General features: G+C 38.6%; 18 protein-coding genes and 5 tRNA genes. 14 read left to right on the top strand and 9 right to left on the bottom strand.

Features of this window, described 5'->3' with window-relative positions; genetic code table 11:
- The first annotated feature begins 531 nt into the window (after window positions 1–531).
- The 3 genes from MZO21_RS11275 (at window position 532) to MZO21_RS11265 (ending at window position 2,677) form a co-directional block, all read left to right on the top strand.
- On the top strand, window positions 532–855 hold the full coding sequence (locus tag MZO21_RS11275) for a pyrimidine/purine nucleoside phosphorylase (RefSeq protein ID WP_154772002.1): 324 nt from the start codon (window positions 532–534) through the stop codon (window positions 853–855).
- Between the two features lie 132 nt (window positions 856–987).
- A complete protein-coding gene (rlmB, locus tag MZO21_RS11270) occupies window positions 988–1,737 on the top strand; it encodes a 23S rRNA (guanosine(2251)-2'-O)-methyltransferase RlmB (RefSeq protein WP_248103377.1) in 750 nt (249 codons plus the stop codon).
- 19 nt (window positions 1,738–1,756) lie between these two features.
- Window positions 1,757–2,677, top strand: coding sequence for a DMT family transporter (locus tag MZO21_RS11265; protein ID WP_248103375.1), 921 nt, complete (start codon window positions 1,757–1,759; stop codon window positions 2,675–2,677).
- On the opposite strand, the gene coaE is transcribed toward MZO21_RS11265, so the two are convergent.
- Genes coaE through pilB form a run of 4 tightly spaced genes read right to left on the bottom strand, consistent with a single transcriptional unit; the run spans window position 2,674 to window position 7,116 of the window.
- The gene (gene coaE / locus MZO21_RS11260) at window positions 2,674–3,279 is read right to left on the bottom strand and encodes a dephospho-CoA kinase (protein WP_248103370.1); all 606 of its coding nucleotides are present in this window, start codon (window positions 3,277–3,279) and stop codon (window positions 2,674–2,676) included. The genes MZO21_RS11265 and coaE overlap by 4 nt on opposite strands.
- A gap of 2 nt (window positions 3,280–3,281) precedes the next feature.
- Window positions 3,282–4,148 carry a prepilin peptidase gene (locus MZO21_RS15125; RefSeq protein WP_282441558.1) on the bottom strand — a complete coding sequence of 289 codons (867 nt, stop codon included), beginning with the start codon at window positions 4,146–4,148 and terminating at the stop codon, window positions 3,282–3,284.
- Window positions 4,148–5,374, bottom strand: coding sequence for a type II secretion system F family protein (locus MZO21_RS11245; RefSeq protein WP_248103368.1), 1,227 nt, complete (start codon window positions 5,372–5,374; stop codon window positions 4,148–4,150). Before MZO21_RS11245 ends, MZO21_RS15125 begins: the two co-directional genes overlap by 1 nt.
- 29 nt (window positions 5,375–5,403) lie before the next feature.
- Window positions 5,404–7,116 (bottom strand): type IV-A pilus assembly ATPase PilB, encoded by a 1,713-nt coding sequence (gene pilB / locus MZO21_RS11240; RefSeq protein WP_154772008.1) that lies wholly within the window; start codon window positions 7,114–7,116, stop codon window positions 5,404–5,406.
- 278 nt (window positions 7,117–7,394) lie between these two features.
- Here pilB and tpiA point away from each other — a divergent pair, with 278 nt between their 5' ends.
- The 11 genes from tpiA to MZO21_RS11185 all read left to right on the top strand — a co-directional run bounded on the left by tpiA (window position 7,395) and on the right by MZO21_RS11185 (window position 14,621).
- On the top strand, window positions 7,395–8,186 hold the full coding sequence (tpiA, locus tag MZO21_RS11235; RefSeq protein WP_154772009.1) for a triose-phosphate isomerase: 792 nt from the start codon (window positions 7,395–7,397) through the stop codon (window positions 8,184–8,186).
- A 13-nt stretch (window positions 8,187–8,199) separates the two neighbouring features.
- A complete protein-coding gene (gene secG / locus MZO21_RS11230) occupies window positions 8,200–8,529 on the top strand; it encodes a preprotein translocase subunit SecG (RefSeq protein WP_154772010.1) in 330 nt (109 codons plus the stop codon).
- A gap of 53 nt (window positions 8,530–8,582) precedes the next feature.
- Window positions 8,583–8,667: transfer RNA gene (locus MZO21_RS11225), tRNA-Leu, on the top strand.
- Window positions 8,668–8,713: 46 nt separating this feature from the next.
- Window positions 8,714–8,790: transfer RNA gene (locus MZO21_RS11220), tRNA-Met, on the top strand.
- 66 nt (window positions 8,791–8,856) lie between these two features.
- Window positions 8,857–8,933: transfer RNA gene (locus tag MZO21_RS11215), tRNA-Met, on the top strand.
- Window positions 8,934–8,999: 66 nt separating this feature from the next.
- Window positions 9,000–9,076 (top strand) — tRNA-Met (locus MZO21_RS11210).
- An 88-nt stretch (window positions 9,077–9,164) separates the two neighbouring features.
- Window positions 9,165–9,241 (top strand) — tRNA-Met (locus MZO21_RS11205).
- Between the two features lie 215 nt (window positions 9,242–9,456).
- A complete protein-coding gene (rimP, locus tag MZO21_RS11200; RefSeq protein WP_154772011.1) occupies window positions 9,457–9,981 on the top strand; it encodes a ribosome maturation factor RimP in 525 nt (174 codons plus the stop codon).
- A 35-nt stretch (window positions 9,982–10,016) separates the two neighbouring features.
- The gene (gene nusA, locus MZO21_RS11195) at window positions 10,017–11,501 is read left to right on the top strand and encodes a transcription termination factor NusA (RefSeq protein ID WP_154772012.1); all 1,485 of its coding nucleotides are present in this window, start codon (window positions 10,017–10,019) and stop codon (window positions 11,499–11,501) included.
- A 10-nt stretch (window positions 11,502–11,511) separates the two neighbouring features.
- On the top strand, window positions 11,512–14,217 hold the full coding sequence (gene infB, locus MZO21_RS11190; RefSeq protein ID WP_154772013.1) for a translation initiation factor IF-2: 2,706 nt from the start codon (window positions 11,512–11,514) through the stop codon (window positions 14,215–14,217).
- Window positions 14,217–14,621, top strand: coding sequence for a ribosome-binding factor A (locus MZO21_RS11185; protein ID WP_154772014.1), 405 nt, complete (start codon window positions 14,217–14,219; stop codon window positions 14,619–14,621). Before infB ends, MZO21_RS11185 begins: the two co-directional genes overlap by 1 nt.
- Window positions 14,622–14,688: 67 nt before the next feature.
- Here the strand turns inward: MZO21_RS11185 and MZO21_RS11180 are convergent, their stop codons facing one another.
- The 5 genes from MZO21_RS11180 to MZO21_RS11160 are packed head-to-tail and all read right to left on the bottom strand — an operon-like array spanning window position 14,689 to window position 18,068.
- Window positions 14,689–15,090 carry a Na+/H+ antiporter subunit G gene (locus MZO21_RS11180; protein ID WP_154772015.1) on the bottom strand — a complete coding sequence of 134 codons (402 nt, stop codon included), beginning with the start codon at window positions 15,088–15,090 and terminating at the stop codon, window positions 14,689–14,691.
- A 9-nt stretch (window positions 15,091–15,099) separates the two neighbouring features.
- A complete protein-coding gene (locus MZO21_RS11175; RefSeq protein ID WP_154772016.1) occupies window positions 15,100–15,375 on the bottom strand; it encodes a monovalent cation/H+ antiporter subunit F in 276 nt (91 codons plus the stop codon).
- Window positions 15,372–15,893 carry a Na+/H+ antiporter subunit E gene (locus MZO21_RS11170; RefSeq protein ID WP_248101918.1) on the bottom strand — a complete coding sequence of 174 codons (522 nt, stop codon included), beginning with the start codon at window positions 15,891–15,893 and terminating at the stop codon, window positions 15,372–15,374. The genes MZO21_RS11175 and MZO21_RS11170 overlap by 4 nt, the downstream gene beginning before the upstream one ends.
- A gap of 1 nt (window position 15,894) precedes the next feature.
- The gene (locus MZO21_RS11165) at window positions 15,895–17,703 is read right to left on the bottom strand and encodes a monovalent cation/H+ antiporter subunit D (RefSeq protein WP_154772064.1); all 1,809 of its coding nucleotides are present in this window, start codon (window positions 17,701–17,703) and stop codon (window positions 15,895–15,897) included.
- A complete protein-coding gene (locus MZO21_RS11160; protein WP_154772018.1) occupies window positions 17,703–18,068 on the bottom strand; it encodes a Na+/H+ antiporter subunit C in 366 nt (121 codons plus the stop codon). The genes MZO21_RS11165 and MZO21_RS11160 overlap by 1 nt, the downstream gene beginning before the upstream one ends.
- Window position 18,069 lies beyond the last annotated feature (1 nt).

Genomic DNA, 18,069 nt, shown 5'->3' with positions numbered 1-18,069 from the left:
AACGCATCCAAGCTGCGGAAAGTTTGAGTTAGTTAAAGGTCGTCAAATTTTGTTTTTGTCACAAGACCCTATTAATTCTATCTTAAAATAGTGCTAAAAATAATACTTCTTAGAATTAAACAGACCTTTAAAAATAAGAGATTACCTTCTAAATATACGCTATAAAGCGAGTTTAAATCTTATTTTTTCATCACTTTTAAACATCTCTTTGTAAAAATATTAGAGATTTAACAATTTTATCAATTTTAAAGTCTTAGCGTTTAACTCATTTAAAGAACATAAATTTAAACATGATTGTCATTCAAATTTTCACTAAAAATAGGTTTTAAACTTTGGTGGGGATTGTTAAAAAAGTGATTTGTACTTATTGTGTAGTTGCTTTAAAATTTCATGAAATTGGGGTGGGCAAGCAAAGACAAAAGCATAATTTATGCTTAAGTTTTAAGCGTGTTAGTTTACCTAAAAGAGATTGATTGGTTCGTGTTAAACGAATCAATTCAAAATATAAAACGCGTTACTTGGAGAATACGCATGTCAGCTCAGTTTGATCATGTATCGGTGGTAAAAAAATCTAATGTCTACTTCGATGGTCTGTGCGTAAGTCATACAGTTCAATTTGAAGATGGTACGAAAAAAACTTTGGGCGTGCTTTTACCAAGTAAGCAAGAATTAACTTTTGAAACGCATGTTCCTGAGCGTATGGAAATTGTTTCAGGCGAATGTCGTGTACGTATTGCAGACAGCGAAGAAAGTGAATTGTTCCGTGCAGGACAATCATTTTATGTGCCTGGCAACAGCCGTTTCAAAATTGAAGCAGATGAAGTTGTAGATTATGTTTGCCACTTAGGTGGTTAATTACTAAATCAAGAATCAAGCAAAGAAATTTCAACCTAAATCGGTTAAACTATTGCTTCAGCATAAATCCTGTAAAGTCTGCTTTGCAGGATTTTTCTTTTTGTATTATCAGTCAAATGTTAGAGGTCGTTCATGGCAAAAACTGAATATTTTTATGGCGTTCACTCGGTGGAGTCATTGTTGGAGCTTGAGCCAGAGCGAGTTTTAACTTTATTCGCTTTAAAAGGGCGTGATGATCAGCGTTTAAAACGCGTTCTTGAGTTGGCAGAGCCTTTTGGTATTAGCGTTCAGCAAGCAAGCCGAGATAAATTGGAAAAGCTTGCAGGTCAGCCATTCCACCAAGGTGTTGTTGCTGCTGTTCGTGCTCATCCAACGTTAAATGAAAAAGATCTTGAAGCACTTTTAAACGAAAAGCCACAAGTACTTTTACTTGCGCTTGATCATATTACAGACCCGCATAATTTAGGTGCATGCATTCGTACTGCGGCTGCAATGGGTGTTGAAGCGGTGATTGCTCCACGTGATCGCTCTGCAACATTAACTCCAACAGCGCGTAAAGTAGCTGCGGGTGGTGCAGATAAAGTGAAGTTCATTCAGGTGACTAATTTGGCACGTACTTTAGGTCAAATGAAAGATGACTTTAATGTGCGTGTAATAGGTACAATGCTTGATGAAAAAGCATTACCTATACAGAATTTTGATTTCACAGGTACGGGTATTTGTATTGTGATGGGTGCAGAAGACACAGGATTGCGCCCAATTACACAGTCTCAATGTGATCAAACCGTTTATATTCCTATGGCAGGGAACTTGCAAAGCTTAAACGTAAGTGTTGCAACAGGTATGGCTTTGTATGAAGCTTGCCGCCAACGTAATGTTTAATTTTCAAAGCTGAGCGTAAATGACATCAAGAACACAAGGCTATTTATACGTCCTGATCACCATGGTGATTTGGGGTGGTTTCACTTTAACATCTAGATTAAATGTGAAATGGGGAATTGAAGCGTGGGATATTACAGCGCTACGTTTCGCCTTAGCTTTTGTGATTTTGGTGCCTATTTTAATTTATAAGAAAGATCTCGCTTTTTTATGGAAAAAAGAGCCATTTATTCTTGCCATGATTGGTGGGGTTGGTTATTGCTTAACAGCTTATACGGCATTTCATTACGTACCTGCCGCGCATGCCGCAATCTTCTTAAATGGCTTTATTCCTTTATGTACAGCATTTGCAGGATTCTTAATTTTTAAGCATGCTTTCGATAAGCATACATGGCTCAGTGTCATTATTATGCTTGCCTCTATTAGTGCTATGAGTTTGCTCATGTATAGAGAAACAGGTGTTGCTTTTGGCTTTGGCGATTTACTATTTGTTTTGAGCGCAATGTGGTGGGGTATTTTCTCTATATTGTTAAGACAGTGGAAATTATCTGCATGGCATGCAATGTCAGGTGTCGCAATTTGGTCGGCAATTGTTTATTTACCTATTTATTTACTGTTCTTACCTAAACATTTATCTGAACCTGAGCCAATTCATCTTATATTACAAACTCTATTTCACGGTATTTGTGTTGTGATTATTGCAACGCTTACTTATGTTGAAGCGATTAAACGCTTAGGTGCATTTAAAACGGGAAGTATTGTCACGCTTGCGCCATTTCTTGCTGCGGTTATTGCTGTTCCTGTACTTGGAGAGCCGTTAAGTTTAGCAATTGTATGTGGTCTAATTGGAATGGCAATTGGTGCATTGCAACCTTGGCGATGGTTTGGTCGAAAAGACAGTTTACAAAAGCAACTTGAGCAACAAAAAAAGCAGTCTAATTAAGACTGCTTTTTTGATAGCGCTAAATATTTTTCATGTAATGGAATCAATTGTTTATACAAATGATCTAAATGACCATCATTTAGCACAATATCATTGGCACGTTTTTGTTTTTCAATACGTGGCATTTGCACGTGAATGATATTTTTAATTTGTTCGATATTTTGCCCATCACGCTGTGATGCACGTTGAATTTGTAGCTCTTCAGAAGCATCGATAAGTAACGTACGATTCGTTAATTCATGTTGATTCGTTTCAAATAGAAGTGGAGAAACTAAAACGACATAAGGGCTTTGTGCTGCATTTAACTGCTGAATAATATTATTTCGAATAGCAGGATGTGTAATGCTTTCTAAGGCTTTACGTGCAGTTGGTTCTTTAAAAATATGTTCACGCAAAGCACGTCGATTGAGTTCACCATTATCAAGGAGAACCCAATCTCCAAATGTTTTCTGAATTTGAGTTAAAGTAGGCTGTCCAGGCATTACAACTTCGCGAGCGACAATATCTGCATCTACCACAACAATATTTTGAGATTCAAACCACTGACTTGCAGCCGATTTTCCACTTCCAATACCGCCTGCTAAACCCAAAATGAACGACATATTTAACCTAGCTGACCTAAATATAATTGCATGATTTTTTCACCCCAAAGAAAGGCAATCCAACCTGCTATCGCAATATAAGGGCCAAAAGCAAAAGGAAGATTTTCCTTGCGAACTTTCATTAGAATAATACCAATAATAGCACCAACCAACGATGAAAGTAGTACGATGAGTGGGAGCATCATTGGTCCCATCCACGCACCTAAAGCTGCAAGTAATTTAAAATCGCCATAACCCATACCTTCTTTGCCTGTGACTAATTTAAAGATGTAGTACACAATCCAAAGACATAAGAAGCCAATGATATAGCCCCAAATTGCTGAAGTGGGAGATGTATAAAGTGCAAAGCTGTTTATACCTAAGCCAAGTGCAGCTAAGGTAAGAGTATATCGATCTGGTAAAAGTTGGGTGTCAAAATCAATAAATGTGAGGGTAATTAAAACCCAGGTAAATACCAAAGCAAATAACATTTGAAGTGTAGGGCCAAATACTGCAACAACTATAAGTGATGCAACAGCAGTTAACACTTCAATAAGTGGGTAGCGAATGCTAATTGGGTTTTGGCAGCTCCCACATTTTCCTTTTAAAGCAAGCCAACTAATTACAGGAATATTCTGATACCAACGAATAGGGGATTGGCATTTTGGGCAGGTTGAATCAGGCTTACTTAATGTAATTTTTGATTCATCAATAATTGGTTGTTCAGGATGTAATAAGAATTGGCAATCTGTACGCCATTCTTGTTCCATCATTTTAGGCGTTCTATAAATAACAACATTTAAAAAACTACCAATGCATAAACTAAAAACTCCAACTGCAATATAAAGTGCAGTTGGATTTAAAATAAAATAAGAGATTAATTCGTGCATTAAACAACAGAACCCATTTGGAAAATTGGAAGGTACATGGCAATTACAAGACCACCAACTAGTACACCAAGAACAGCCATAATTAATGGCTCCATCATTGCTGTTAAGCCATCTACGGCATTATCAACTTCATTTTCGTAGTGTGTTGCAACTTTTTCTAACATTGAATCGAGCGCACCGGATTCTTCACCAATAGCGACCATTTGTATTGCCATTGATGGGAAAACGTTAGTTGCGCGCATGGCAAATTGAAGTTGTTGACCTGTTGAGACATCTTCACGAATTTTCATTACAGCTTCTTCATACACAACGTTGTTTGTTGCACCCGCTGTCGATTCCAATGCATCAATCAGAGGTACACCTGCGGCAAAGGTTGTTGCAAGTGTACGGCTGTAACGTGCAATAATTGCTTTATAAACAAGATCACCAAAAATTGGGGCTTTTAATGCCATTTTGTCTAAAAGATCTCGGAATTTTTTACTGCGTTTTTTCGCCTCAGTTAATCCAATTACAGTAGCAGCGATACCAATAATTAAAATGTACCAATAGCTTTGCATCCATTCAGACATGTTTACTACCATTTTGGTAAATGCAGGTAAATCTGCACCAAAAGATGTAAATAGTTCTTCAAAAACAGGTACAACTTTAACCATCAAAATAATGGTAACTACAAAAGCAACGACTACAACTGTGAGCGGATACTTCATAGCTTTCTTAATTTTTTGTTTTAAAAGCTCACTTTTCTCTTTGTATATAGCTACACGGTCTAGCATGGTTTCAAGCGCACCAGATTGTTCGCCCGATTCAACAAGTGAGCAAAAAAGTTTATCAAAATATTGAGGATATTTTTTAAGTGCGCCAGCAAAAGTATTACCACCTTCAACTTCACCTTTAATACCCAATACGACTTCGCGCATAGCAGGGTTATCTAAGCCCTCAGCAACAATTTCAAAACTTTGAACTAAAGGAACACCTGCTTTCATCATGGTAGCAAGTTGGCGAGTGAAGATCGTAATATCTAATGTTGTTACTTTCTTTTTAAAGACACTTTCGAGAATATTCTTTTTCTTTTCTCGAATGGATTTAATCGTAATTCCTTGTTTTCGCAGGGTGACTTTAGCTAAAGCCATATTGCGAGCTGGAATTTCCCCTTTAAGTTTAGCCCCTTTGCGGTCAACTCCTTCATATATGAAGATGGGCATCATCTGTGCTTTTTTGACAGCCATGTGTCGTTATCCTTATTTTAAATCTTTATTTACTCACTCGTCACACGATTTACTTCTTGTAAAGAAGTTACCCCTTGCATGACTTTTATTAAACCAGAACGGCGTAAGTTTCTAAAACCTGCTTTTTCAGAGGCTTCTGCAATTTGAAGTGCATTACCATCTTCCATAATAATTTTTGAAATTTCTGGTGTAACTTTCATTACCTCATAAATACCTACACGTCCTTTATAACCTTCACGACACTCAGAACAGCCTACAGGTTGATAAATTTTAGTTTCTGGATCAGCTAAGTCTTCTGTGGTGAATCCTAGTTCTAATAAGCTTTGTTCTGGAATGTCGGCAGGAGCTTTGCAGTGGGAGCATAAACGACGTGCTAAACGTTGTGCAATAACAAGGTTAACAGATGTTGCAATATTGAAAGATTGAACGCCCATATTTCTTAAGCGCGTTAATGTTTCAGGTGCGCTGTTTGTATGTAGTGTGGACATTACCATATGACCTGTTTGTGCTGCTTTAATTGCAATTTCAGCTGTTTCAAGGTCACGAATTTCCCCGACCATAACAATATCTGGATCTTGACGAAGAAATGATTTAAGTGCCGCAGAGAAGGTTAAACCAATTTTATTATTAACGTTAACTTGGTTAATACCTTCTAAGTTAATTTCGACAGGATCTTCGGCTGTTGAAATATTGGTATCTTCACGGTTTAGAATATTCAAACCTGTATATAAAGATACCGTTTTACCCGAACCAGTAGGACCTGTAATTAATAGCATGCCTTGAGGTTTATCAAGTGCATCCATGAAAAGTTCTTTTTGATCAGGCTCATAACCCAAAGCATCAATACCCAACATCGCACTAGATGGATCTAAAATACGAAGTACGAGTTTCTCACCAAATAAGGTTGGGAGTGAGTTAACACGGAAGTCGATAGCTTTTGTTTTTGAGATTTTTAATTTAATACGACCATCTTGCGGAACACGTTTTTCTGAAATGTCCATTTGTGACATTACTTTTAAACGTGATGCTAAACGGTTTGCTAACTGTAGTGGGGGAGTTGCAATTTGACGTAATACACCATCTACACGGTATCGAACACGATAAGATTTTTCATAGGGTTCAAAGTGTAAATCTGAAGCGCCCATACGAATAGCATCAATTAAGAGTTTATTGATATATTTTACAATTGGAGATTCATCACCTGTTGGGTCTTCATCTTTTTGATTTTCTTGATTAGGATCAACTTCTTCAACATCTAAATCGAACTCATCATCACTAAACTCAAAGTTCCCTGTATCTGCAAATAAATTTTCAATAAGTTTATCTAGTTTATCAAACTCGACAATAACAGATTCAACATTCATTTTACTGTTAAAGCGAATGGCATCTATCGCTTCTATATTTGTGGGATTACTGGTTGCCACATATAGAAGATTACCTCGGTTAAAAATAGGTAAAACACGATGTTTTATTATAAGTTTTTCATCAACAGCATCTTTTGCGAGCATATCTGTGTTGTATACAGATAAGTCGAAAATAGGTTCACCAAATTCTAAAGCAATAGTCTCAGCAATGGTGAGTGAAGAAACTTTTAAATTTTGGGTCAAATAAGGAATGATATCTTGATTGGCTTTTTTTGCATTGATGATGGCATTTTGCATTGATGTAGCATCAACAACCCCATTTTCAACAAGGCGTCGAATAAAACCGGTGAATTTCGGCGTAGATTGTATGACTGACATCCCCAAGGTCCTTTCAAAAATAATGTTTATAATTGGTATTTTAAAATTATACTTTTGTTACGTAAAAATGCCACAGCTAAAATGAATATCCTTTAGTAAGTCTTATATATAAGTGTGAGCTATTTATGAAAAAATACTAAAACTGTAAGTTGGTAGGTTGGTGCGTGAAAATTAAATTATAAAGTCATAGATTAAAAGTCATATAAATTTTTAAGCACAAATAATTTTTACGTGTAGAATGTGCTCGGTTTTAAAATAGTTTTTTTGTAGGTTATTGTATGTCGGGTTCAACGATTACGCCGTGGGTAGTTGGTAATTGGAAAATGAATCCAATGCAAGCCGATGCTCAGCAACTTATTCAAAATTTCAAGGGTTTATTGGATATTACTCCAATTGAATCTGCTAAATGTCATATTGGTGTTGCACCTGTGACTTTAGCACTAACGACAGTACAGTCTGTCTTAAGTGATTCTAACCGTGAGATCTACACTGTTGCACAAGATGTTTCTCGTATTGCAGGAACAGGTGCTTATACAGGTGAGGTAAGTGCTGAATTATTAAAAGATAGTCAAATTGACTATGTTTTAGTTGGGCATTCTGAACGTCGTGAAATTTTTGGCGAAACTGCTCAAATTCTTAATGAAAAAATTAAAAATGCTCTAAATGCAGGTTTGACAGTTATTTATTGTGTGGGTGAAAGCCTAGAACAACGTGAAAGTGGTCAAGCTGAGCAAGTCGTGTTACAACAAATTTGCGATATTGCAACGGTTGTGGAAGCAGAACAGTGGCACAATATTGTTATTGCCTACGAGCCTATTTGGGCAATTGGTACAGGAAAAACAGCTTCTCCTGACGATGCACAAACAATGCATGCACAAATTCGTGAAGGTTTAAGCCAAATTACGGCATATGGGAAAAGCATGGCGATCTTGTACGGTGGTAGTGTTAAACCCGAAAATGCAGTAGAGTTAGCAGCCTGTTCAGATATCAATGGTGCGCTTGTAGGTGGTGCATCATTAAATGCAGAGTCTTTCCATAAAATTGCTCTAGCATTTGCAAATACAAAATAATTAGGAGTTCAGCATGCATACATTTGTGCTGGTAGTACATATTATCTTAGCCATTTTAATGATTGGCTTGATTTTAGTTCAACATGGTAAAGGTGCAGATGCAGGTGCTTCATTTGGCGGTGGCGGTGCAGCAACAGTTTTTGGTGCATCTGGTTCGGGTAATTTTTTAACTCGTTTAACTGCTGTTTTAACCGCATTGTTTTTTGTTACAAGTCTTACACTGGCTGTGTTTGCGAAGAAACAAACCACAGATTCGTATAGTCTAAAATCAGTAAACACAACAACCTCTGTTCCAGCAACATTGCCTGAAAGTTCACCAAACACAACGAAAACTGGCGAATAATCTTATTTAAGCCTTTCTTTTTTTGTTTTATGCGACTAGAATGCCACTCTGCTGCGGTGGTGGTGGAATTGGTAGACACGCTACCTTGAGGTGGTAGTGCTTTCGGGCGTGGGGGTTCAAGTCCCCCCTTCCGCACCAACTTTAATCCAGAAATTAAGTTGGTGTTAAGCGGCAAATTTGTTGATGCGGGATGGAGCAGTCTGGTAGCTCGTCGGGCTCATAACCCGAAGGTCGTTGGTTCAAATCCAGCTCCCGCTACCAATCTTTTTAAGAAGCGAACTTAAAAAGCAATTAAAGTAATTTAGTTGAAAGTAAAACGTATGTTGTTGCGGGATGGAGCAGTCTGGTAGCTCGTCGGGCTCATAACCCGAAGGTCGTTGGTTCAAATCCAGCTCCCGCTACCAATCTTTTTAAGAAGCGAACTTAAAAAGCAATTAAAGTAATTTAGTTGAAAGTAAAACGTATGTTGTTGCGGGATGGAGCAGTCTGGTAGCTCGTCGGGCTCATAACCCGAAGGTCGTTGGTTCAAATCCAGCTCCCGCTACCACTTCCAATTAAGGTGCGACTTAATTGGGCAAAAACTGAAAGTTTGATTGAAAATGATTAGTATTTTGTATATAATTTTTGCACGTTGATGCGGGATGGAGCAGTCTGGTAGCTCGTCGGGCTCATAACCCGAAGGTCGTTGGTTCAAATCCAGCTCCCGCTACCAAGTTTCTAAAGAGAGGCTCACAACAAGGTGGGCCTTTTTGCACAGTGGACTTTGGTTTTCTGTGTAATAATGGGGCGATTACGCCCTTTTTTGTTATCTATCGTGTAGTGTCGACAATTTTTTGGTCAAATCGTCATGTTTCACTACTACAATAGTTTTGTGTTGGCTTGTAGTAGCCGTTTGACCATTTAATTTCACAAATTTGACGAGAGTAAATGAAGCTATCAAATAAAACTCAAGTACTTCAGGATCTTATTGCTCCAGCAGTACAAGCATGTAATGTAGATCTTTGGGGTATTGAATTTACACCTCAGGGTAAACGTTCTTTACTACGTATTTATATCGACAAAGCAGTTGATGAAAGCGTAGCGACAACCACAAATGAAGATGGTGAAGAAGAGCAAGGGCGCGGTATTGGCGTTCAAGATTGCGTACGTGTTACTCAACAAGTAGGCGCGATGCTTGACGTACATGATCCAATTTCTGGTGAGTATGCACTTGAAGTGTCATCTCCAGGTTGGGATCGACCTTTCTTTCAACTAGAGCAGATGTCAGCGTATATTGGTCAACAAGTTGCCTTACGTTTGATTAGTGCAGTAGAAAACCGTCGTAAATTTCAAGCAAAACTCATCGCTGTTGATCTTGAAAATGAAATGATTCAGGTTGAGGTTGAAAAGCAGCAAGTATTGGACATTGATAGTCACAATATTGATAAAGCGAATTTGATCTATCAAGATTAATTGAATAAATAAGAATCTGACGAAATAGGTGACTCATGGCACGCGAAATTCTTACTGTAGTAGAAACAGTTAGTAACGAAAAGGGTGTACCTCGTGATGCGATTTTTGAAGCGCTCGAACAAGCTCTAGTTGCAGCAACTAAAAAGAAATTCTATGAAGGTACACGCTCTGAAGAAGCACGTTTACGTGTAGAGATTGACCGCAAAACTGGTGACTATAGTACTTTCCGTCAATGGGAAGTTGTAGCTGATGAAGATCACGAAATGCCTGCATGCCAAGATGCGATTTCTGATGTAGATCCTGGACAATGGTCAATTGGTGATATTCGTGAATTAGAAGTTGAATCGATTGACTTCGGACGTATTGCTGCACAAATTGCGAAACAAGTAATTGTTCAAAAAATTCGTGAAGCAGAGCGTGCTTTAATTGCTGATGCATATGAAGCTAAAGTTGGTGAACTTATCTATGGTGAAGTTAAAAAACAAACCAAAGATGGCTTCATTATTGACTTAGGTGAAAATGCTGAAGGTTATCTTGCGCGTGAAGAAATGATTGCAAAAGAAATTCTTCGTCCTAAGCAACGTGTAAATGCAATTTTATATAGCGTAAACCGTGAAGGTCGTGGCGCACAATTATTATTGTCACGTTCTAAACCTGAAATGCTTATTTCATTAATGACAAAAGAAATTCCTGAAATTTCTGAAGAAATTATTGAAATTAAAGCTGCTGCGCGTCAGCCTGGTGTTCGTGCTAAAATTGCTGTGAAAACAAACGATCATCGTATTGATCCTGTAGGTGCTTGTATTGGTATGCGTGGTACACGTATTCAAGCAGTTCAATCAGAGTTAAATGGTGAGCGTATTGATGTTGTTGTATGGTCTGATGATCCTGCTCAATATATTGCAAGTGCTTTAGAGCCTGCTGATGTATCGGGTATTGTGATTGATGAAGAAGAACGTACAGCAGATATTATTTTTGCAACAAGCGATCAATTAGCTCGTGCAATCGGTTCACAAGGTCAAAACGTACGTTTAGCTTCTGAATTGACTGGCTACAAGTTAAATATGATGCTTGAAGACGAATATCGTGCTCGTCAGCAAAACGAAGCTCAACAGTATTTAGATATGTTTGTTGGTCGCCTTGATATTGCTGAAGATCTTGCGATGGCATTGGTTGAAATGGGCTTCACTTCTTTAGAAGAGATTGCTTATGTACCAGCTGAAACATTCGATGAAATCGAATTGGATGCTGAAGTTGTAGAAATGCTACAAAGTCGTGCGAAAGAAATTACTTTAGCTGACGCATTGAAACAACAAGAAAATATCCAAGATCCAAGTGATGAACTTCTAGCAATGGAAGGTATGACACAAGAGATCGCTTATGCGCTTGCTGCTCGTGGTGTAGTAACAATTGATGATCTTGCTGATCAAGCAACTGATGATATCGAAGATATCGACGGTTTAGGTGCTGAAAAAGCAGGTCAACTCATTATGAAAGCGCGCGAATCATGGTTTAACTAGGAGGTAATATATGACGGACAAGTCGATTGAAGAGTTGGCTATCAGCGTGAATCGTAGCGTTGAAAAGCTCCTGGAACAGGTTCGTGACGCTGGCTTACCGCAAAGTAAAGCTGACGATATTATTTCTACTGAACAACAAAGTACCTTAGTCAACCATTTGAAGAAAATTCATGGTCAAGACTCAGGTAATGCAGGACAAATCACGTTGAAACGTAAAACTACGAGTACCGCTAAAGTGGCGAGTACATCAGGTAAAGCTAAAACAATTAATGTAGAAGTTCGTAAGAAGCATACATTTGTTAAGCCAGATCCTGAACAAATTAAAGCAGAAGCTTTGGCTAAAGCTGAAGAACAAGCGAAACAAGCAACTCAAAATGTTGCGAATAAATCTACAGCGAAAGCTGAGAAACCATCACAATCTTCTGGTGCAAGTAAAGCATTAGAAGCGATGCGTGCTGCTGCAAAACAAACAACTGAAAAGCAAGAAGTATCTAAAGCTGCTGTTGTTGTTACGCGTAAATCTACAAATAAACCTGTTGTTAAAGCACAAGTTAAGCAAGTAGAAACACCTGAACAAAAGCGTGCTCGTGAAGCTCAAGCTGCACAGTTAAAAGCGGCTGAAGAAACTGCACGTCGTAAGTCAGCTGAAGAAGCACAACAACGTACACTTGAGCAAATGCGTCAAATGGCGTCTAAGTACTCTTCAGATGATGCAACTGCAACTATTCGTGTAGTGGATGATTCTCCACTAGCGGCTGGTTTAGTTGGTCAAGCATATGAAGATTCATTTGCGAAAGAAGACCGCGAAATCAAACGTGGTACGAATACTCCAACTGCACGCGCACCGAAAAAAGGTGGTCGTCGTGGTCAGGAAGAGCAAAGCTTTAGCAAACAACCTAAACGTGGTTTGAAAACAAGTTCTTCAAATAAACACGGCTTCGAAAAACCTGTTAAGAAACAAGTTTACGATGTAGAAATTGGTGAAACCATTGTTGTTGCTGACTTAGCTGCAAAAATGGCAATCAAGGTACGTGAAGTTATTAAATCACTCATGAAAATGGGCGAGCTAGTTACTCAAAACCAAGCGATTGATCAAGAAATTGCTGCACTTATTGTAGAAGAAATGGGTCATAACCCAGTTCTAGTTTCTGATACACAAGCAGAAGATAACTTATTTGAAGCTGCTGAAGAAGCGCGTGGTGCTCAGTCAACTCGTGCACCTGTTGTTACAATCATGGGTCACGTTGACCATGGTAAAACATCGCTTCTTGACCGTATTCGTCGTGCGAAAGTTGCACAAGGCGAGGCAGGTGGTATTACACAGCATATTGGTGCTTACCACGTTACAACTGACAAGGGTATGATTACTTTCCTTGATACTCCGGGACATGCTGCATTTACTGCAATGCGTTCACGTGGTGCGAAAGCAACAGATATCGTTGTTTTAGTTGTAGCAGCAGATGATGGTGTAATGCCACAAACTGCTGAAGCAATTGATCATGCTCGTGCTGCTGGTACTCCAATTATTGTTGCAATCAACAAAATGGATAAAGAGTCTGCAGATCCAGATCGCGTATTGAATGAATTAACTGTAAAAGAAATCGTACCTGAACAATGGGGCGGTGATGTTCCAGTTGCAATGGTTTCTGCGCATTCTGGTATGGGTATTGACGAATTACTTGATCTTATTTCGATTCAAGCTGAATTGTTAGAATTGAAAGCATCTGAAGAAGGTGCAGCTCAAGGTGTTGTTATTGAAGCTCGTGTAGACAACAGCCGTGGTGCGGTAACGTCTATTCTTGTTCAAAACGGTACGTTGAAAGTTGGTGATTTAGTGCTTGCTGGTGCTTCTTACGGCCGCGTACGTGCTATGACAGATGAAAATGGTAAACGTATTCAATCTGCAGGTCCTTCGATTCCTGTTGAAATCTTAGGTCTTCCAGAAGCGCCAATGGCGGGTGACGAAGTTCTTGTTGTAAGCGATGAGAAAAAAGCACGTGAAGTTGCCGATGCTCGTATGGATCGTGAACGTCAAAAACGTCTTGAACGTCAATCTGCAATGCGTCTTGAAAACATCATGGCGTCTATGGGCAAGAAAGATGTGCCTATCGTTAATGTTGTATTGAAAACAGACGTACGTGGTACGTTAGAAGCTTTACATGTTGCGCTTGCTGATCTTGCAACTGACGAAGTTAAAGTACGTATTATTGGTTCGGGCGTAGGTGCAATCACTGAGTCTGACGTAACACTTGCTGAATCTTCTGAAGCTGTTCTTCTAGGCTTTAACGTCCGTGCAGATAACGCAGCTCGTCAAAAAGCAGATGCAGATAGTATCGATATTCGTTACTACTCAATCATTTACCAATTGATTGATGATGTTAAAGCGGCAATGAGCGGTAAGCTTGAGCCAGAACATCGTGAAACAATTCTTGGTGTTGCTCAAGTACGTGAAGTATTCCATTCAAGTAAATTTGGTGCAGCAGCAGGCTGTATGGTTCTTGAAGGTACATTACATCGCAATAAACCAATTCGCGTATTACGTGATGACGTGGTTGTATTCCAAGGTGAGCTTGAGTCTCTTCGTCGCTATAAAGAAGTGGTTGAAGAAGTTCGTGCTGGTATGGAATGTGGTCTTGCGGTTAAAGGTTATAAAGACATTAAAGCACTAGATAAGATCGAAGTGTACGATGTTAAATTAATTAAACGGAGTCTTTAATGGCGGGTAGTCAACGTCTAAAGCGTATGGCGGATACAGTACAACGCGAGTTGTCTGAGCTTATCCGTCAGGAGCTTAAAGATCCACGCTTAGGTGGTCTTGTGACCATCTCTGCTGTGAAGGTTAGCCCAGACTTAGGATATGCTGAAGTTTACGTAACAGTGATGGGACGTGAACTTGGCGATGACCAAAATGAAGAAGCAAATAAAGAAACTTTAGATGTTTTAAACAAGGCATCTGGTTTCTTGCGTCATGAGTTAGGTCATCGTATTAAAACGCGTATTACACCGCGTTTGCGTTTCCATTACGATAAGACAAATGCTTATGGTAACTATATGTTTGGTCTAATTGCAGAAGCTGTGAAGGATTTACCTCCAGCTGAAGCAAAGAAAGATGATGAATAAGTCATTTTGATTTATAAAAAAAGCCACCTTAGGGTGGCTTTTTTATGATCTAAATAAAAGGTGATTTTTAGTTAATATCATCTTTAGTAGATTGGCTTTTTGCATGAAAGGCACGTCTGCGTGTGCGTTGCCAAGGTAATGGGCGATTAATTGCTTCAGGTACATCACCACTCATAGATCTTAAACGTAAGTGAAGTGCAGCTTGCGCTATTAAGTTCGCGGATACAGGCGCTGTGATAAACGCAAAGAGCGTAATTAAAATTTCTGCAAAACCAAAGCGTCCTTGAAAGGCAGAATAAATAATAGCTGCAATTAAGAAGCTACCTAAGCCTAAAGTGCTTGATTTGGTTGGTGCATGTAGGCGCATGAACAAGTCAGGAAGTCTGACCATGCCAATACCACCAATAAGCATAAAGAAAGCACCAATAAGTAAAAAAATTGAAACAAGAATTTCCATTACAAGTTGCATAGTGTGCTCCTAGTCAATTACATGACCAGATGTAAAATATCTAGCCAAAGCAGTAGTTGAAACGAAGCCAAGCATGGCAACCAATAATGCACCTTCAAATAATGAAGTACTTGCCCAATAAATACCTAAAACGACAATTAAACAAATTGCATTAAGGAATAAAGTATCTAAAGCTAGAAGGCGATCTACAATTGAAGGCCCCATAATTAAACGTACAAGGCATAAGAACATGGAGATGGTAATTGCAATCATGCAAATACTTAAAGCATAGGGCAATATACTCATGATTTATCTCCTACTTTTACGCCAAAAATGCGCATTAGCGGTTGTTCATATCGCGTTTTAATTGTCTTTATTTCATTTTCAATGTCATCTGTACTAAGTGCATGAACTAAAATATCACAACGGTCTTGGTCAATACCTGCGGTAACAGTACCTGGGGTGGTTGTAATAATCATCGCGAGAATGGAGTTTACTTCCTCATGTTCTGTGTCTAATGGAACACGGAACCATTTTGGATGTAAATTTTTAGTTGGACCAAGTACAAGTTTAGCAACGTTGATATTACAAATAATAATATCCCAAACCACAACAAAGAATAATTTAAGCGCTTCCATCCAATTAATATTTGGTGTGCGATCGATGAATGGGCTAAGAAGCTTTGGAATAATAAAAGCTAAAAGTAAAGCCATTATTAAGGTTGCAGCCTCTAAGCTTTGTGCAAGCATAATCCAGCTTAAACCGCAGAGTACAGATACTAAAGGGTGGGGAAACCAGCGATCAACAAAAGATATTTTTTGCATATTATGGCTCCTCCGCAGGTTTAAGTTGGTCTATTTCAGGATGATCTTCTTGAATATCTTGCTCTAAAATTTGACGCTTTTTGTATTCAGAAATGTGTTCGCCATTTAGCGTTTCCTTAGAGATAACATAAGGAATGAGATGTGCATTTGGATCGACCGTTTCACCACCATATTTGGTTTCAGGTAAATTTTTTGCATCAAAAGGTTGAACGCTAATAAACTCACCATGCTCATCTTTTTTCAAGAAAGTTGCTTCGTATAATGCGTTATTTTGAATTTGCGTAGCCGTATTTGAAATGTATTGATAAATAGGATTTGCAAATACAACATAAAGAACTAAAGCTGAAAGTAAGATGTAAATGGCATGATCATTACGTTTTGGTGCAACTTCAGGTAATGCTTGATACTTAGCATATTCAGGCTTTTTAGGATCAACTTCTGGTTTGGTCGAACGCCAGAACAGAATAAAACCTACACGTGTGAATGCAATAATGCTAAGCAAACTCACCACTAAAACAGTAATAATAATAACAAGTTGATATGGTGATTGAGCTGTTGCTTGTAACAAGAATACCTTACCAAAGAAGCCGCTGAATGGCGGTAAACCCGCCATCATTAAGGCAATAATAAAGTAGGTAATAGATACAACTTTATGTTGTTTGATCTGCGGTGCAATTTTAAAGTGATCTTTAAATTCGCCACGCTGAGATGTAATCCATCCTGATAGTAAATAAAATGCAGCAGCAATTAATGTGCTGTGTACTAAGTAGTACAGTGCCGCAGCCCAAGCTTGTGTATTGAATAAAGAAATTGCAATTAAGATTGTGCCAATAGATGACAAAATCATAAAGCCAACAAAACGTCTTAAACGTTCAGCCCCAACAGCGCAAATTGCACCATAAACTGATGTTATTAAACCAATTGGCAGTAATAGATTTTGTAAAATTGAGCGGCTTAATTCATCATCAAACACAGTGCCATTTACACGTAAAATTGCGTAAATACCCACTTTGGTCATAATGGTAAAAATAGCAGCGACAGGCGTGGTTGCAACAGCATAGGTTTTTGGTAGCCAAAAACCAACAGGCAACATGGCTGCTTTAATACCAAATACAATAAATAGAAGTAATCCACCTGCAACGGCAAGTCTATGCTGATCTGGTTCAAGTAACGGTATTAGTCGTGCAACATCTGCCATATTCAGGCTACCTACGCTGCCATAAATAATACCTAAACCAATAAGGAAGAGGGCAGAGGCAAGTAGGTTGATGGTAACGTAATGAATACCAAGCTGGAATCGTGCTCTGCCTTGTCCATGAATAAGTAGGACATAAGATGCCATGAGCAAAATTTCAAAGAATACGAATAAGTTAAATAAATCACCAGTAAGGAATGCGCCACAAAGTCCCATGAGTAAAAAATGGAACATTGCATGGAAATAGCGCCCACGTTCATCCCACTCTTTACTTGCATACCACATAATGGGAACGGCAATGGAGTAGGTGAGCACAAGCATGAATGCAGAAAGCTGATCGAGGACTAAAACAATACCAAAAGGTGCAGCCCATTCGCTTAAGTTATAAACAGAGACCTGTCCACTACTTGCAAAAATTAAATAGTTAACCGCAGTAAAAAGGCCCAGTGCAGAGGATGTGTAGCTAATGGCACGACGCCAAGGTTGACGCCAGTCATGTGCAAGCGAACCTGAACCTGGATTACCTAAAAGTACTAAAATAAATGCAGTAAAAGCAGGAATTAAAATACTAAAAATTGGGGTGTGTTGTATCCAAAATTGGATGTAGTCATTCATCATGGCTCATCCTCACGTGGGTCAATTTGCGGTAATTCTTCTTTGGAGTCAACGTGGTCTGTTCCTGTTTCAAAACGACTGCGTAATGCAAGTTGCACAATAAATGCAGTGGTTGCAAAACCAATGACAATTGCAGTTAAAACTAAAGCTTGTGGGAGTGGATCTGTTACACGTTCTGTAGATGTTAGTACAGCAGGTGCATTCAATTGAATGCGTCCCATGGCAAATAAGAATAAATTGACTGCATAGCCAATCATCGCTAAACCTAAAACCACAGGAAAAGTACGCGCACGAAGTATTAAATAAATACCTGTTGCGCTGAGTAATCCAATTGAAGAGGCAAGTAAAATTTCTAAACTAATCATG

Source organism: Acinetobacter portensis (genome assembly GCF_023158935.1).
GTDB lineage: Bacteria > Pseudomonadota > Gammaproteobacteria > Pseudomonadales > Moraxellaceae > Acinetobacter > Acinetobacter faecalis.
Note: the sequence above shows the minus strand (reverse complement) of the source record. Positions and strands in the feature narration are given on the sequence as shown.

What these genes read in the sequence shown, in the direction of transcription:
- MZO21_RS11165 (WP_154772064.1), bottom strand. Translation starts at nt 17,703, where the DNA reads ATGAATGACTACATCCAATTTTGGATACAACACACCCCAATTTTTAGT.
- rimP (WP_154772011.1), top strand. Translation starts at nt 9,457, where the DNA reads ATGAAGCTATCAAATAAAACTCAAGTACTTCAGGATCTTATTGCTCCA.
- MZO21_RS11170 (WP_248101918.1), bottom strand. Translation starts at nt 15,893, where the DNA reads ATGCAAAAAATATCTTTTGTTGATCGCTGGTTTCCCCACCCTTTAGTA.
- coaE (WP_248103370.1), bottom strand. Translation starts at nt 3,279, where the DNA reads ATGTCGTTCATTTTGGGTTTAGCAGGCGGTATTGGAAGTGGAAAATCG.
- MZO21_RS11175 (WP_154772016.1), bottom strand. Translation starts at nt 15,375, where the DNA reads ATGAGTATATTGCCCTATGCTTTAAGTATTTGCATGATTGCAATTACC.
- secG (WP_154772010.1), top strand. Translation starts at nt 8,200, where the DNA reads ATGCATACATTTGTGCTGGTAGTACATATTATCTTAGCCATTTTAATG.
- infB (WP_154772013.1), top strand. Translation starts at nt 11,512, where the DNA reads ATGACGGACAAGTCGATTGAAGAGTTGGCTATCAGCGTGAATCGTAGC.
- MZO21_RS11245 (WP_248103368.1), bottom strand. Translation starts at nt 5,374, where the DNA reads ATGGCTGTCAAAAAAGCACAGATGATGCCCATCTTCATATATGAAGGA.
- MZO21_RS15125 (WP_282441558.1), bottom strand. Translation starts at nt 4,148, where the DNA reads ATGCACGAATTAATCTCTTATTTTATTTTAAATCCAACTGCACTTTAT.
- rlmB (WP_248103377.1), top strand. Translation starts at nt 988, where the DNA reads ATGGCAAAAACTGAATATTTTTATGGCGTTCACTCGGTGGAGTCATTG.
- MZO21_RS11275 (WP_154772002.1), top strand. Translation starts at nt 532, where the DNA reads ATGTCAGCTCAGTTTGATCATGTATCGGTGGTAAAAAAATCTAATGTC.
- MZO21_RS11185 (WP_154772014.1), top strand. Translation starts at nt 14,217, where the DNA reads ATGGCGGGTAGTCAACGTCTAAAGCGTATGGCGGATACAGTACAACGC.
- nusA (WP_154772012.1), top strand. Translation starts at nt 10,017, where the DNA reads ATGGCACGCGAAATTCTTACTGTAGTAGAAACAGTTAGTAACGAAAAG.
- tpiA (WP_154772009.1), top strand. Translation starts at nt 7,395, where the DNA reads ATGTCGGGTTCAACGATTACGCCGTGGGTAGTTGGTAATTGGAAAATG.
- MZO21_RS11265 (WP_248103375.1), top strand. Translation starts at nt 1,757, where the DNA reads ATGACATCAAGAACACAAGGCTATTTATACGTCCTGATCACCATGGTG.
- MZO21_RS11160 (WP_154772018.1), bottom strand. Translation starts at nt 18,068, where the DNA reads ATGATTAGTTTAGAAATTTTACTTGCCTCTTCAATTGGATTACTCAGC.
- MZO21_RS11180 (WP_154772015.1), bottom strand. Translation starts at nt 15,090, where the DNA reads ATGCAACTTGTAATGGAAATTCTTGTTTCAATTTTTTTACTTATTGGT.
- pilB (WP_154772008.1), bottom strand. Translation starts at nt 7,116, where the DNA reads ATGTCAGTCATACAATCTACGCCGAAATTCACCGGTTTTATTCGACGC.